Source organism: Streptomyces sp. NPDC034049, from assembly GCF_055575575.1.
The window spans coordinates 512,163-526,533 of the sequence record NZ_JBVISJ010000002.1 but is presented as its reverse complement, the minus strand read 5'-3'; the positions used below and the strand labels follow the sequence as shown (position 1 = coordinate 526,533).

Annotated in this window: 14 protein-coding genes; 8 read left to right on the top strand and 6 right to left on the bottom strand. The window is 72.4% G+C overall.

The window, feature by feature from the left end; all coding sequences use genetic code 11:
* Nucleotides 1-281: 281 nt before the first annotated feature.
* Nucleotides 282-797 carry a hypothetical protein gene (locus ACZ52C_RS07150; RefSeq protein WP_469073792.1) on the top strand — a complete coding sequence of 172 codons (516 nt, stop codon included), beginning with the start codon at nt 282-284 and terminating at the stop codon, nt 795-797.
* Nucleotides 798-806: 9 nt separating this feature from the next.
* Here the strand turns inward: ACZ52C_RS07150 and ACZ52C_RS07145 are convergent, their stop codons facing one another.
* The 4 genes from ACZ52C_RS07145 to ACZ52C_RS07130 all read right to left on the bottom strand — a co-directional run bounded on the left by ACZ52C_RS07145 (nt 807) and on the right by ACZ52C_RS07130 (nt 3,746).
* On the bottom strand, nt 807-1,430 hold the full coding sequence (locus tag ACZ52C_RS07145; RefSeq protein WP_469073791.1) for a Maf family protein: 624 nt from the start codon (nt 1,428-1,430) through the stop codon (nt 807-809).
* A gap of 290 nt (nt 1,431-1,720) precedes the next feature.
* Entirely contained in the window at nt 1,721-1,849 is a 129-nt protein-coding gene (gene mmpB / locus ACZ52C_RS07140; protein WP_259407746.1) for a morphogenic membrane protein MmpB, read from the bottom strand.
* 72 nt (nt 1,850-1,921) lie between these two features.
* Nucleotides 1,922-2,131, bottom strand: a complete 210-nt coding sequence (locus ACZ52C_RS07135; RefSeq protein ID WP_086804440.1) for an acyl-CoA carboxylase epsilon subunit — start codon at nt 2,129-2,131, stop codon at nt 1,922-1,924.
* A gap of 16 nt (nt 2,132-2,147) precedes the next feature.
* Nucleotides 2,148-3,746, bottom strand: a complete 1,599-nt coding sequence (locus ACZ52C_RS07130) for an acyl-CoA carboxylase subunit beta (protein ID WP_469073790.1) — start codon at nt 3,744-3,746, stop codon at nt 2,148-2,150.
* 155 nt (nt 3,747-3,901) lie between these two features.
* Between ACZ52C_RS07130 and ACZ52C_RS07125 the strand changes: the two genes are divergently transcribed.
* Both ACZ52C_RS07125 and ACZ52C_RS07120 read left to right on the top strand, forming a co-directional pair.
* Entirely contained in the window at nt 3,902-4,774 is an 873-nt protein-coding gene (locus ACZ52C_RS07125; RefSeq protein WP_469073789.1) for a biotin--[acetyl-CoA-carboxylase] ligase, read from the top strand.
* Between the two features lie 406 nt (nt 4,775-5,180).
* Complete coding sequence (locus ACZ52C_RS07120; RefSeq protein WP_045563148.1) at nt 5,181-6,344, top strand: adenylate/guanylate cyclase domain-containing protein; 1,164 nt, start codon at nt 5,181-5,183, stop codon at nt 6,342-6,344.
* Nucleotides 6,345-6,499: 155 nt separating this feature from the next.
* Here the strand turns inward: ACZ52C_RS07120 and ACZ52C_RS07115 are convergent, their stop codons facing one another.
* On the bottom strand, nt 6,500-7,060 hold the full coding sequence (locus ACZ52C_RS07115; protein ID WP_469073788.1) for a hypothetical protein: 561 nt from the start codon (nt 7,058-7,060) through the stop codon (nt 6,500-6,502).
* 652 nt (nt 7,061-7,712) lie between these two features.
* Here ACZ52C_RS07115 and ACZ52C_RS07110 point away from each other — a divergent pair.
* The 3 genes from ACZ52C_RS07110 to hutH all read left to right on the top strand — a co-directional run bounded on the left by ACZ52C_RS07110 (nt 7,713) and on the right by hutH (nt 11,766).
* Complete coding sequence (locus ACZ52C_RS07110) at nt 7,713-8,507, top strand: enoyl-CoA hydratase/isomerase family protein (protein WP_469074164.1); 795 nt, start codon at nt 7,713-7,715, stop codon at nt 8,505-8,507.
* Nucleotides 8,508-8,772: 265 nt separating this feature from the next.
* Nucleotides 8,773-9,942, top strand: a complete 1,170-nt coding sequence (locus ACZ52C_RS07105; protein ID WP_045563149.1) for a GGDEF domain-containing protein — start codon at nt 8,773-8,775, stop codon at nt 9,940-9,942.
* Between the two features lie 285 nt (nt 9,943-10,227).
* Nucleotides 10,228-11,766 (top strand): histidine ammonia-lyase, encoded by a 1,539-nt coding sequence (gene hutH / locus ACZ52C_RS07100; RefSeq protein WP_469074163.1) that lies wholly within the window; start codon nt 10,228-10,230, stop codon nt 11,764-11,766.
* A gap of 164 nt (nt 11,767-11,930) precedes the next feature.
* Here hutH and ACZ52C_RS07095 read toward each other — a convergent pair whose 3' ends face one another.
* Nucleotides 11,931-12,272 (bottom strand): hypothetical protein, encoded by a 342-nt coding sequence (locus ACZ52C_RS07095; protein WP_469073787.1) that lies wholly within the window; start codon nt 12,270-12,272, stop codon nt 11,931-11,933.
* Nucleotides 12,273-12,382: 110 nt separating this feature from the next.
* Here ACZ52C_RS07095 and ACZ52C_RS07090 point away from each other — a divergent pair, with 110 nt between their 5' ends.
* Nucleotides 12,383-12,727: a hypothetical protein gene (locus ACZ52C_RS07090; protein ID WP_469073786.1), complete on the top strand. Its 345-nt coding sequence runs from the start codon at nt 12,383-12,385 to the stop codon at nt 12,725-12,727.
* Between the two features lie 218 nt (nt 12,728-12,945).
* A complete protein-coding gene (locus ACZ52C_RS07085) occupies nt 12,946-14,214 on the top strand; it encodes a L,D-transpeptidase (RefSeq protein WP_469073785.1) in 1,269 nt (422 codons plus the stop codon).
* Nucleotides 14,215-14,371 lie beyond the last annotated feature (157 nt).

The window sequence follows — 14,371 nt, the reverse complement described above, 5'->3', positions numbered from 1 at the left end:
CCCGCGAAATCCCTTGTCGCACAGCATGGCGCAGGACTCCACACGAAAACCCTAGCCCTCTGATGTGGTCAAGGTCTCTGTGCGGCCGCGCTGCGGCCGGTTGGGTTTCTTTGTGGAGTCCCTACTAATGGCCCAACGATTCTTTGCTCTCGTATGAACCCTTGTCCCGAGGTTTACCCGTTAGTAGCGTTCGCGATGTCTCGAACACCTACCTGGGGTAACGAGTCGGGGCGGCGAGGCGCTGAGAGCAGCGGGACGAGATCGGAAGTGGGTGAGGTCGGGTGATCCGCAGACCGGTGGCGGTGACGACGGCGATCGTGCTGTTCGTGGAAGGGCTCGGGATCGCCGGAGTCCAGTGGCTGCTCGGCACCGTCGTCGACCGGCAGAAGATGTCGCTCGCCGGGCTCGACTCCGAGGCGATGTCCGTCTCCACCAAGGCCGGGGGTGTCCTCTTCGGTCTCTACTTCGTCTTCTGCGGCGTGGTCGCGCTGCTCGTGGCCCTGCGCAACCGGCCGCCCGCCGGACTCGGCAGGATCCTGCTCATCAGCGTCGCCGTCGTGCACGGGTTGCTCGGGGCGCTCACCGTGGGGCTGGTCGGGTGGGGCGCGTTCGCGTTCATGATGGTGGTGCTGGGGCTGGTGCTGCTCACGCTGATGACGTACGACCGGCAGGGCGGGGTCGCTGACGCGGTGCCGGGTGAGGGCGACGGGGGCGCAGGGGGTGCCGACGGGCAGGGGAGTGCCGACGGGGCCGGGGGGCCGGAGCAGGCCGCTCCGGCCGCGCCCGGGGCCTCGTGAGGGGGCTCGTCAGTCGGTGCGCGGGGTCCACAGGTCGGTGATGGCCACGCCGAGTTGGGCCAGCAGGCGGCGCAGGAGGGGGAGGCTGATGCCGATGACGTTGCCGTTGTCGCCCTCGATGCCGTCGATGAACGGGGCCGAGCGGCCGTCGAGGGTGAACGCGCCCGCCACGTGGAGGGGCTCGCCGGAGGCGACGTACGCGGCGATCTCCTCGTCCGTGGGGTCGCCGAAGTGGACGACCGTGGAGGCGGTCGCGGAGGTGTAACGGCCGGTGGCGGTGTCGTAGACGCAGTGACCGGTCTGGAGGGTGCCGGCGCGGCCGCGCATGGACTTCCAGCGGGCGGTGGCCTCCTCGGCGTCGGCGGGCTTGCCGAGGGCCTCGCCGTCGAGGTCGAGGACCGAGTCGCAGCCGATGACGAGGGCGCCCTTGACCTCCGGTCTGGCCGCCACGACCGATGCCTTGGCCTCGGCGAGGGCGAGGGCCAGGTCGGCGGGCGTGGGGGCGGTGACGGCGTCCTCGTCCACTCCGCTGACGATCACCTCGGGGGTGAGGCCGGCCTGGCGCAGGAGGTTCAGGCGGGCGGGGGACTGGGAGGCGAGGATCAGGCGGCGGCGGGGGTGTGGGGCGGTCATGGGGGTCAGGGTATTGCCTGGGGTTGTCGGGTGCGGGTTCGGTGGGGGGTCTCGCGCCCACGCGGCGGAGCCGCATGTCGGTACAGCCCCGCGCCCCTGAGGGGGTGCGGCCCGTCCGTCGGGTGCGGGGGTGGGTGGGTCGGGGGCGTGCCGGGGGGTGTCCGTCCTCGGAACGGCGCGGAACGGGTCGGCTGGGAAGCGGGGCGAGTCGACGCGCCAACCGCTGCGGGCGGACACCTCCCGAGCCGCCCCCTGCTCGCCGTACTCGACTTTCCTGCCGTCGGGGTGCGTCAGAGGATGCCCAGGACGAGCATGGCCACGAGCATGGCGCAGGCCATGAGCACGCCGAGCCGCCGAAGCATGGCCTGCGTGTCGCGCAGTTCCTTCGGCGGCTCGTTCTCAGGGTCGGACCAGAGCATGCTGCGATGGTGCGCCGCCCGGCGGGCCGGGCGCCTGAGTACGCGTACTCAATTCGGTAGGAGAGGTTCCGCTCAGCCGGGCCAGTAGGTGCGGCTCCATGTGGTGGGGCCCGGGGCCGGCAGGCGGTGGGCGGCGATGCGGGACGGGTCGGACCACGCGTCGCGGGAGGCGGGCGCGCCGGGCGGCTCGGTGGCTGCCGCCGCGGCGCGGGCGCGGACCACCGCCAGGGCGGCGGCCAGCTCCTCCGGGGTCGGGTTGCCCCGTACGACCTTGATCGTCATGGCTGCGCTCCGGGGGCTAGAGGGGGATGTTGCCGTGCTTCTTCGGGGGCAGGGACTCGCGCTTGGTGCGGAGTTGGCGCAGGCCGCGGACGAGGTGGCGGCGGGTGTCGGAGGGGGTGATGACGGCGTCGACGTAGCCGCGTTCGGCCGCGGTGTAGGGGTTGAGGAGGGTGTCCTCGTACTCCTGGATGAGGCGGGCGCGGACCTCTTCACGTTCGGCCTCGGGGGCGGCGGCGATGGTGCGGCGGTGCAGGATGTTGACCGCGCCCTGGGCGCCCATGACGGCGATCTGGGCGGTCGGCCAGGCGAGGTTGAGGTCGGCGCCGAGGTGCTTGGAGCCCATGACGTCGTAGGCGCCGCCGAAGGCCTTGCGGGTGATGACGGTGATGAGGGGGACGGTGGCTTCGGCGTAGGCGTAGATGAGCTTGGCGCCGCGGCGGATGATGCCCTCGTGCTCCTGGCCGACGCCCGGGAGGAAGCCGGGGACGTCGACGAAGGTCAGGACGGGGACGTTGAAGGCGTCGCAGGTGCGGACGAAGCGCGCCGCCTTCTCGGAGGCGTCGATGTCCAGACAGCCGGCGAACTGCAGCGGCTGGTTGGCGACGATGCCGACCGGGTGGCCCTCGACGCGCCCGAAGCCGGTGAGGATGTTCGGGGCGAACAGGGCCTGGGTCTCGAAGAACTCCCCGTCGTCCAGGACGTGTTCGAGCACCGTGTGCATGTCGTACGGCTGGTTGGCGCTGTCCGGCACGAGGGTGTCGAGTTCGCGGTCCTCGTCGGTGACGGTGAGGTCCGCCTGCTCGGGGAAGGCCGGGGGCTCGCTGAGGTTGTTCGAGGGCAGGTAGGACAGGAGCTGCTTGACGTACTCGATGGCGTCTTTTTCGTCGCCCGCCATGTGGTGCGCGACGCCGGAGGTGGCGTTGTGGGTGCGGGCGCCGCCGAGTTCCTCGAAGCCGACGTCCTCGCCGGTGACGGTCTTGATGACGTCCGGGCCGGTGATGAACATGTGCGAGGTCTGGTCGACCATCACCGTGAAGTCGGTGATCGCGGGGGAGTAGACCGCGCCGCCCGCGCACGGGCCGACCACGAGGGAGATCTGCGGGATCACACCGCTCGCGTGGGTGTTGCGGCGGAAGATCTCGCCGTACATGCCGAGGGCCATGACGCCCTCCTGGATGCGGGCGCCGCCGGAGTCGTTGATGCCGATGACGGGGCAGCCGGTCTTGAGGGCGAAGTCCATCGCCTTCATGATCTTCTGGCCGAAGACCTCGCCGAGGGAGCCGCCGAGGACGGTGAAGTCCTGGGAGAAGACGGCCACCGGGCGGCCGTCGACCGTGCCGTAGCCGGTGACGACTCCGTCGCCGTAGGGGCGGTTGTTCTCCATGCCGAAGTCGGTGGAGCGGTGCCGGGCGAACTCGTCGAACTCCACGAAGGAGTCCTCGTCGAGGAGCAGTTCGATCCGCTCACGGGCCGTCAGCTTGCCCTTGGCGTGCTGCTTCTCCACCGCGCGCTCGGAGCCGGCGTGCGTCGCCTCGTGGATCCGGCGCTGCAGATCCGCGAGCTTCCCCGCGGTCGTGTGAATGTCGATGCTTGCTGACTCTTCCGGCTCGGACATCGGGATGCGGCTCCCTGCCTGCTCAAGGGGACGTGAGGGATCGGTCGTACGTGGTGCGTGGCGGTGCTCAGAAGTGGGCGTGGTTACTCATCCGTAGAGTAGTGCGGCGCCTACCGTTCGGCAGTGCGGCGTTTACCACACCTAGGGTGGGTTGCATGACGCCGCGAGATGCCTCAGACGACGGTAACGACAAGCCGGGTGGGCGCTGGTCCGACCTGGACCGGCCACCCCTCAACTCCGCCTCCCTGCGCCGGGCCCTGGTCCGGGAGGGCGGGCTGTGGAGCTCCCTGGACGTGGTGCCCGTCATCGGCTCCACCAACACCGACCTCGCGGGGCGGGCCGACCGGCTTCCCGAGGGCGCGGTGCTCGTCGCCGAGGAGCAGAACGCGGGCCGGGGCCGCCTCGACCGCGTGTGGACCGCGCCGCCGCGCTCCGGGCTGTTCTTCTCCGTCCTCCTCAAGCCGACCGAGGTGCCCGTCCGGCACTGGGGCTGGCTGCCGCTCCTCAGCGGCGTCGCCGTCGCGACCGGGCTGTCCCGGGTCGCCGGGGTCGACACGGCGCTCAAGTGGCCCAACGACCTGCTGGTGACCGTGCGCGGCGAGGAGCGCAAGGCGGGCGGCATCCTCGCGGAGCGCGCGGGCGCCGAGGGGGTCGTCATCGGGATCGGCATCAACGTCAGCCTGCGCGAGGAGGAGCTGCCGGTGCCGACGGCCGGATCGCTGGCGCTGGCCGGTGCGGAGACCACGGACCGTGACCCCCTGCTGCGGGCCGTGCTGCGGTCGCTGGAGGAGTGGTACGGGCGGTGGCGGGCCGCCGGGGGCGATCCGTCCGTGAGCGGCCTCCAGGAGACCTACGCCGCGGGCTGCGCGACGCTGGGGCGCACCGTGCGTGCCGAGCTGCCCGGGGACCGGTCGGTGGTGGGTGAGGCCGTGGCCGTGGATGGTGACGGGCGGCTGGTTCTCGCCACGGAGGACGGGGTGCAGGAGCCGGTGGGGGCGGGGGACATCGTGCATCTACGGCCCGTGTGACGGGGAGGACCGCGGAGACAGTGGGTGCGGTGGGTGTGCCGGGTGCTGCGTGCGGGATGGCGTGGGGCGTCTCAGGGCGGGTGCGGGCTGCGGGGAGTGGCCGGTGAGGGCTGTGGGGCGGGTGCGGGCTGCGGGGAGTGGCCGGTGAGGGCTGTGGGGCGGGTGCGGGCTGAGTGATGTGTGGGTGGGGTGGGGGCTGGGGACTCGGGTGGTGCGTGGGGAGGGCGGGTTCGCTCGCCGACTCCTGCCGGGTGCCGGTAGGGCCCGCTCGGGCGGCGTGACTGCCCGCAGCGGGCTTGGGGGTGTCCACCATCGGCCCCACCTGACGGAGTGAGCTGGCGCACACCTGCCGTAGAGTTGAGGCCGGTCGAGTACGTGACCGCGGGAGATCGGAAGGGCAGCAGGAGTGAGCGTCGAGGACACGGGCTCCGGCACGGACGCGGATGGCCGCGTGGAGCCGCCCCCTCTCTCGGCTTCGCTCGAGCGGGGCGAGCCCCATGACGTGGACGCCGACGAGGAGGACCCGCTGGCGTTGCGGCTCGAAGGGCTGATCCTCGGGGCCGAGCGCCGGTACACCCCCTTTCAGGCGGCGCGCAGTGCCGGGGTCTCCATGGAGCTGGCGTCCCGTTTCTGGCGGGCCATGGGCTTCGCGGACATCGGTCAGGCCAAGGCGCTGACCGAGGCCGACGTGCTCGCGCTGCGGCGCCTCGCCGGTCTCGTGGAGGCGGGGCTGCTGAGCGAGGCCATGGCGGTGCAGGTCGCCCGTTCGACCGGGCAGACCACGGCGCGGCTGGCCGAGTGGCAGATCGATTCCTTCCTGGAGGGGCTGACCGAGCCCCCGGAGCCGGGGATGACCCGGACCGAGGTGACGTATCCGCTGGTCGAGCTGTTGCTCCCGGAACTGGAGGAGTTCCTCGTCTACGTGTGGCGGCGCCAGCTGGCCGCCGCCACGGGCCGCGTCGTGCAGGCCGCCGACGACGAGGAGATGGTCGACCGGCGCCTCGCGGTCTGCTTCGCGGATCTCGTCGGGTTCACGCGGCTGACCCGTCGGATGGAGGAGGAGGAGCTCGGCGAGCTGGTCGAGGCCTTCGAGACCACGGCGGCGGACCTGGTGGCGGCGAACGGCGGGCGGCTCATCAAGACCCTCGGCGACGAGGTGCTGTACGCCACGGACGACGCGGGTGTCGCCGCCGAGATCGCGCTGCGCCTCATCGAGACCATGGCCAACGACGAGACCATGCCCGAGCTGCGCGTCGGCATGGCCTTCGGCACGGTGACGACGCGGATGGGCGACGTCTTCGGTTCCACCGTGAACCTCGCCAGCCGGCTCACCTCGATAGCGCCGAAGGACGCGGTCCTCGTCGACGGCGCCTTCGCCGAGGAACTGACCCGCACGGGCGAGGCGCCCGCATCCGAGGCCGAGGCCGCCGAAGCCGCGGCCGCCGCGGAGAAGGAGGGCGAGGAGCCCCCCACCTACCGTTTCGCCCTCCAGCCGATGTGGCAGCGACCGGTGCGTGGGCTGGGCGTGGTCCAGCCGTGGCTGCTCACGCGGAGGCCGGGGAAGGTGTGAGGGGCGGGGTGCCGCCGGGTGGGCGGCGCCTCCTCGTGTCACGGCTACGGCCATGGCTACGGATCCGGCTCCGGCTGTGCGGCCGCCCCTGTGGTCACGGTCGTCCCTCTGGCCACGTCCGTCCCTCTGGCTACGGCTGCGGTGGCTGATCTCCGTTATCCGCTCAGGGCGTCGTTGACGCACACGCCGACGATCGGGACGCACAGGCCCGGCTTCGTCGGCTTCGTGGGTGTGGTCGTGTCGTCGGGGGCCGTCGGCGTGGTCGGGGAGTCCGGTGCGGTCGGCTGCTGGGGGGCCGCCGCCGGGGGCTGGGTGGGTGCGGGAGCGGTGGGCCGCGAAGCCTCCGGCGCGCGGGGTGCCGTGGACGTGCCCGGGGCCGGCGGGGTCCTGGGGAGGTCGCGGGCGCCGGGAGCGGAGGGGAGGTCGACGCCGATGGAGGGGGCGGGCTGGTAGGCGGAAGGGGCCGGCGTGGGGGCGGGCGGCCCTCCCGGTGACGGGGGCCGCTGGGTGGGCGTGGGGTCGCCGCCGCCCATGGGGGCGTCGGCGGTCGGGGTGCCCGCGTCGGTGCCTGGCTCGCCGCCCACGGTGGCTCCCGCCTCGGTCGTGCCGTCCGTGACGTCGTCCGGCGCGCTCGGGGCCGGGCCCGCGGCGCCGACGCCGCCGACCGGGTCCGACGCCAGCCGTACGAGGCCCAGGGCGCCGGCGGCCAGTGCCATCCCGCCCACCGCGAACAGCAGCTTCCGGGGCCGAGGCCGGCGGTGCCGTCCTCGCGGGCGGGGAGCGGGCTGGTCGGGGGTGTGGGCGACCTGGTTCGGGGGGCCTGTCGAGATCCCGGACGTGGTCGGGGAGAAGGGCGTCGTGGGGGTGGCGGGGGCCGTGGAGGGCTTCCACGGGGGTGGGGGCGTCGCCGCGCCCGTCGACGGTGCCCTCTGTGGTCTCGGCGTCGTCGGTGGCTGCTGTGGCGCCCGTGGTGTGCTCTGCGTCGGCCTGGTGGCCGTGTTCGTCGTCATGGTCCGTCCCTCCCCTGCGCGCCCGTGTCCCTCGGTGCGCCTATGGCGGAGCGCAGGTTATGCGCCGGGGTGGGCGCTGTGGCCGGAGAAGGCCCGGATGTCACCCGTACGGGGAGAAGATCGCCGAGGTTCGTCAAGGGGGCGCGCCGTGGGGGCTCCCGTTGGGGTGGCCGCGGGGAGCACGGATGACGCCATCTGCCGCCGGGTGTCCGTCGGGGTGGAGGGGAGTGGGGAGGGACGGGGCTGGGGTGGCCGTGGCGCGGGCCGGGGTTTCGTCCGGCGGGGGTGGCTGGGATGATCGAGGCGGTGCTTGTTAACTGGCGTTAACCGGGAGGGTGTCATGGGTGACGGTGTGGCTGTGGGGGAGCGGCGGTTCGGGGAGTTCGTCGTGGTGCGGCGGCACGGGTACGTCGCCGAACTCGCGCTGGACCGGCCCAAGGCCATGAACGCCGTGTCGACCGACATGGCCCGCTCCGTCGCGGCGGCGTGCGACGCGCTCGCCGCCGACCGGGACGCCCGCGTCGTCGTGGTGACGTCGACGCACGAGCGGGCGTTCTGTGTGGGGGCGGACCTGAAGGAGCGGAACTCCTTCAGCGACGCCGATCTGGTGCGCCAGCGGCCCGTCGCCCGCGCCGCGTACACCGGCGTACTGGAGCTGCCGATGCCCACGATCGCCGCCGTGCACGGCTTCGCGCTGGGCGGCGGCTTCGAACTCGCCCTGTCCTGCGACCTGATCGTGGCCGACCGTACGGCGGTGGTGGGGCTGCCCGAGGTGTCGGTGGGGGTGATCCCGGGGGGTGGCGGTACGCAGCTGCTGCCGCGCCGGGTGGGGGCCGCGCGGGCCGCCGAGCTGATCTTCACGGCGCGGCGGCTGGATGCCGATGAGGCGCGGGAGCTGGGGCTCGTGGACCAGTTGGTGGAGGAGGGGCGGGACCGGGCCGAGGCCCTGGCGCTGGCCGAGCGGATCGCCGCGAACTCGCCCGTCGGGCTGCGCGCGGCCAAGCGTGCGCTGCGGCTGGGGCACGGTCTCGACCTGCGGGCCGGTCTGGAGGTCGAGGACGCGGCCTGGCGCTCGGTCGCGTTCTCTGGCGACCGCGCGGAGGGAGTGGCCGCCTTCAACGAGAAGCGGAAGCCCGCCTGGCCCGGGGAGTGAGCGGAAGGGGGCGGAGCGAGCGGACGGGGGCGGGTGGGGCGTGGGCGAGCGTCGGCTGTCCGGGGGCGTGGTGCCGGGCTTGCGGCCCTCGCGGGGGTGGCGTTGGCGCGTTCCGTCCGGCGCGGCCTGCGTGGCCCGGCGCGATCGGCGCGGTCCGTCCGGCTGGTTCGGCTCGGTCGTTCCGGGGGCGGGGCGACTCTCGGGCCGTACCCCTGTTCGCCCCACCAACGTCCCCAATCGGGGCAAAGCTACCTAGCCTGGGGTGATGGGAGAGGACAGGCGGCTGAGGGCCGTGGTGGCGTTGGCGCGGGGGATGGCGGGGGCGCGTACGTCGCGGGAGACCTGGTGGGCGGCCGCGGACGGATCGTGTCGCGCGCTCTCGGGGAGCTTCGCCGCGCTGTCCGTCTGGGAGCGGGAGCGCGGGCTGCTGCGGGTGCTGGTGAACGTGGGGAACCGGGCGCCCGACGAGGAGGAGTTCCCCGAGGACGAGACGTACCCGGTGCACGAGTTCCCGGAGATCGCGGAGTTCCTGCACGAGCGGTGGCTGGAGGGCGGCGAGCCCAACGCCTGGGTGGAGACGGCCGCGGGACCGGTCGGCGGGCGGCGCCCCGGCGGCTACTGCCATCAGCGGGTCGCGGCGCTGCGCCGGCGCGGGCGCGGCTGCTGCGTGGTGGCGCCCGTCGTGCTGAACGGCAGGGCGTGGGGCGAGCTGTATGTGGCCCGGCCCGCCGGGGAGCCCGTCTTCCACGGTGACGACGCCGCGTTCGCCACCGTGCTCGCCTCGGTCGTGGCGGCCGGGCTCGCGCAGTCCGAGCGGCTGGAGGAGGCCCGGCGGCTCGCCTTCACCGACCCCCTGACCGGGCTGGGCAACCGGCGCGCGGTCGACCTCCGGCTGGACGAGGCGATGGAGGCGCACCGGCGTGACGGCACGGTGATCAGCCTCGTCGTCTGCGACCTCAACGGACTGAAGAAGGTCAACGACTCCTACGGGCACGCGATGGGGGACCAGCTGCTGGAGAGGTTCGGTTCGGTGCTGTCGCGGTGCGCGGCCGAACTGCCCCGTGTGCTGGTCGCGCGGCTCGGCGGGGACGAGTTCTGTCTGCTCGCGGTGGGCCCGTCGGCGGACGACGTGGTCCGGGTCGCCGGGGATCTGTGTGTGCGGGCGCGCGAACTGGAGCCGGGGGACGGGGTGGCCTGCGGGGTCGCGTCCACCGGGGACCCGATCGGACCCCTGCGCTCGGCCCGGCGGCTCTTCCGGCTGGCCGACGCGGCGCAGTACCGGGCCAAGGCCGCGGGCTCCGTCGAACCGGTCGTCGCGGGGCGCGAGGGGGAGGGTGCGGAGGACCCGGTGGTGAGCCTCGCCGACCGGCCGCCCGCGCCGGTGGACCCCGCGCACCCGGGGGACCGGCGCCGCATTCGAGGGCGCCGGTCCTAGGGCGGGCCGCGCGGCGGGTCGAGTCGGCGCGCGGTCCTGGGCTGCCCACGGCCGAGGGGGAGTGGGCCGTGGGCCGGTCCGAGATCTCGACCCTACTCGCCCGTCGCGACCCCTACGGCTCTGACCTGGGGGTTCTGACCAATCTCTGAGCAACCTCCGATCGTTCTCCGACCGGATTCCGATCTACGCGGATTGCGGATCGCGGTGGGTAAGGAGCCCCTCCGCCCTTCGGTCGTGACATTCGGCGATTCAGTCCCTACGATCCTGAATATGGATATGCACTCTGTGGACACGGTGGTCCTCGGGACGTCCGGGGTCACCGCGGCCGACGTCCTCGCCGTGGCGCGCGCCGGCGCCCGGGTCGAGCTCTCCGACGAGGCGGTGACCGCCCTCGCCGCGGCGCGCGAGATCGTGGACGCGCTGGCGGCCAAGCCGGAGCCCGTCTACGGCGTCTCCACCGGCTTCGGCGCCCTCGCGACCCGGCACATCAGCCAGGAGCTGCGCGCCCGGCTCCAGCGCAACATCGTCCGCTCCCACGCGGCCGGCATGGGACCGCGCGTGGAGCGCGAGGTCGTGCGCGCGCTGATGTTCCTGCGGCTGAAGACCGTCTGCTCCGGCCGGACCGGCGTACGGCCCGAGGTCGCGCAGACCATGGCCGACGTCCTCAACGCCGGCATCACCCCCGTCGTCCACGAGTACGGCTCCCTCGGCTGCTCCGGCGACCTCGCGCCGCTCTCGCACTGCGCGCTCACCCTGATGGGCGAGGGCGACGCGGAGGGCCCCGACGGGGTCGTACGGCCCGCCGGTGAGCTGCTCGCCGCACACGGCATCGCCCCCGTCGAGCTGCGCGAGAAGGAGGGGCTGGCCCTCCTCAACGGCACCGACGGCATGCTCGGCATGCTGGTCATGGCGCTCGCCGACCTGGACATGCTGTACACCTCGGCCGACATCACCGCCGCGATCTCGCTGGAGGCGCTGCTCGGCACGGACCGCGTCCTCGCGCCCGAGCTGCACGCCATCCGCCCCCACCCCGGTCAGGCCGCCTCCGCGGCCAACATGCTCGCCGTGCTGAAGGGGTCGGGACTCACCGGGCACCACCAGGACGACGCGCCCCGGGTGCAGGACGCCTACTCCGTGCGGTGTGCTCCGCAGGTGGCCGGCGCCGGGCGGGACACGCTCGCGCACGCCCGGCTCGTCGCGGAGCGGGAGTTGGCCGCGGCGGTCGACAATCCCGTGGTCCTGCCGGACGGGCGGGTGGAGTCCAACGGGAACTTCCACGGCGCGCCCGTCGCGTACGTCCTCGACTTCCTCGCCGTCGCGGTCGCGGACCTCGCGTCGATCGCGGAGCGGCGGACGGACCGGCTGCTCGACAAGAACCGGTCGCACGGGCTGCCGCCGTTCCTCGCGGACGACGCCGGGGTCGACTCCGGGCTGATGATCGCGCAGTACACGCAGGCGGCTCTGGTGAGCGAGCTGAAGCGGCTGGCCGTGCCGGCCTCGGCCGACTCGATCCCGTCCTCCGCGATGCAGGAGGACCATGTGTCGATGGGCTGGGCCGCGGCGCGGAAGCTGCGGACCGCCGTGGACGGGCTGACGCGGGTGCTGGCGGTGGAGCTGTACGCCGGGACGCGGGGGGTCGAGCTGCGGGAGGGGCTGGTGGCGGCGCCGGCCACGCGAGCCGTGGTGGAGGCGGTGCGGGCGGCCGGGGTCGAGGGGCCCGGGCCGGATCGGTTCCTCGCGCCCGATCTGGCGTTGGCCGAGGGGTTCGTGCGGGACGGGCGGTTGGTGGCGGCGGCGGAGTCCGTCGCGGGGGTGCTTGCCTGAGGACTTCGGGTGCGGGGCCGGGGGGCTTCTCGCGCAGTTCCCCGCGCCCCTGAAAGGCAGGGGCTGCGGCCCGTGCTTTTTCGGCCCGAAAGGGCCGTAGGCCCTTAGGGGCGCGGGGAACTGCGCGACCAGCCCCCACCGGACCCGCGGGTGACCGCAGGCGACTACACGCCCCGTACCGGCCCGAGATCCTCCCGCTCGCGGCGGATCGCGTACGCGAGGAACCCCGCGCCCACGCCCAGCATCGCGGTGCCGCCGATGACGTAGGGGGTCGTGTTGGGGCTGCCGGTGTCGGCGAGTTCGCGGCTCTCGCCGCCGGTCCCGTCCGCGTCCGTCTCCGTGGTCGCCGAGTCGGTCGTCGTGGTCGTCCGGTCGCGTATGGCCGCCGCGTCCTGGGTCGCGTTGGCGGACGGCACGAACCAGAGGGCACCCAGGAGGGTGCCCGCGGCGGTGGCGGTCAGCAGCGATCGGCGGGCGGTGGACGACGCGCGACGTGCGACGGACACGGAATATCGATCCCCTTGTGGCGCTGGCGAATTGGCCGTAGGGGGCGATGCTAATGAAAGGCGCGGGTCGCGGGAAAGTCGCGTGACCTGTGAGCCGTACGCTCCGGAGCATGAGTACAACGGAGACATCACAGTTTGTCCGCCTTCGCGTCGACTTGGTGGTCGAAGTCGAGAACGTCGAGGCCGTCACCGGGGCCGCATTGCGGCGGATCGCGGACGACTCCGATATGCCCGCCGATGAACGGGTACACGCCGAGAACGCGGTGACGGAGGACACGGCGGAGGCCCTCGCCTATCTGGTCGACCCGTTCGACCTGGTCGGGGACGTGCCGGGGGTCGAACTGGCCCAGGCCTCCTGGAGCAGCGAGGGAATCGACTACGACCCCGATTCGCCGGAATGGGGTCTGGACGAGGATGATGACCGGGAGGACGAAGAGGAAGACGGACTCGGCTGAGCGGCTCGGGAGATTGATTGCCCCGGGCGGCAACCGCCGCCCGGGGTTCTTTCGTCTCATGGGTCGCACCAGTCACTAGTGCACCGCCGCCGGGTCGCCGTCGATCCGTTGCGGGTGGAGTGGCGTATCCCACATATCCGCTTCGGCGGAACGGCTCGGTGCCGTAGTGGTGTTTAAGTGCTTACGGGGATCTTCGGCGTTTTGGGGATTCGGCAACGATGGAGAAGCGTGTGATGACGAACAGTAAGCGGCGCAGGGGCCTGACGGTCGCGTCCGCACTGCTCGGTGGGGTGCTGGTGCTCTCTGCGTGCAGCGGGGGTGACAGCGACAACGCGTCCGGGAACGACGGCGGGGACTCCTCGCAGGCCCAGGCCGACAAGGCGGCGGCCGAGAAGACCTCCGAGGCCGACATCAAGATCGCGCCGAAGGACGGCTCGGACAACGCCTCCATCAACAACTCGGCCAAGGTCACCGTCAGCAAGGGCACGCTCACGGAGGTCAAGATGACCACCTCCGAGGGCGCCGCCGTCGAGGGCGAGATATCCGCGGACAAGAAGAGCTGGGCCCCGAGCGTCCAGCTGGAGCGGTCCACCAGCTACAAGATCACGGCCGCGGCCGAGGACTCCGAGGGTCGCGAGGCCCACGAGAACTCCGCGTTCACCACGGTCTCCCCGGCCAACAGCTTCATCGGCAACTTCACGCCCGAGGACGGCTCCACCGTCGGCGTCGGTATGCCGGTCTCGATCACCTTCGACAAGGCCATCACCAACAAGGCCGAGGTCCAGAAGGGGATCACCGTCTCCAGCAGCTCCGGCCAGGAGGTCGTGGGGCACTGGTTCAACGCCAACCGCCTCGACTTCCGCCCCGAGGACTACTGGCAGGAGAACTCCACCGTCACCCTGAAGCTCGCGCTCGACGGGGTCGAGGGCGCCGACGGCGTCTACGGTGTGCAGCAGAAGACGGTCACCTTCAAGATCGGCCGCAACCAGGTCTCCGTCGTCGACGCCAAGACCAAGACGATGAAGGTCATGCAGGACGGAAAGGTCGTCAAGACCATCCCGATCTCCGCCGGTTCGCCCGAGAACAAGACCTACCAGGGCGTCATGGTGATGTCGGAGAAGTTCAAGGAGACGCGCATGAACGGCGCGACCGTGGGCTTCACCGACGACGACGGCAAGGGCGAGTACGACATCAAGGACGTGCCGCACGCCATCCGCCTCACCACGTCCGGGACGTTCATCCACGGCAACTACTGGGGCGCCGACTCCGTGTTCGGCAACGTCAACACCAGCCACGGCTGTGTCGGCCTGAACGACACCAAGGGTGCCAACGACAAGGGCACGGCGGGCTACTGGTTCTACAACAACTCGATCGTCGGTGACGTCGTGGACATCCGGAACACCGGTGACAAGACGGTCGCCCCGGACAACGGCCTCAACGGCTGGAACCTGAACTGGGCCGACTGGAAGGCGGGCTCGGCGGTCTGATCCGCCGTCAGCCGCAGGACACCGACGCCAGTCGCACGACACCGATGCCGTCCCCGGGGTGCACCCGGGGGCGGCATCGTCGTCCGCGGGGTCGCCGTCCGCGGGGTCGTCGTCCGCGGGGTCGCGCACAGCCTTCTCATCAGGCTCTTATGCAGGG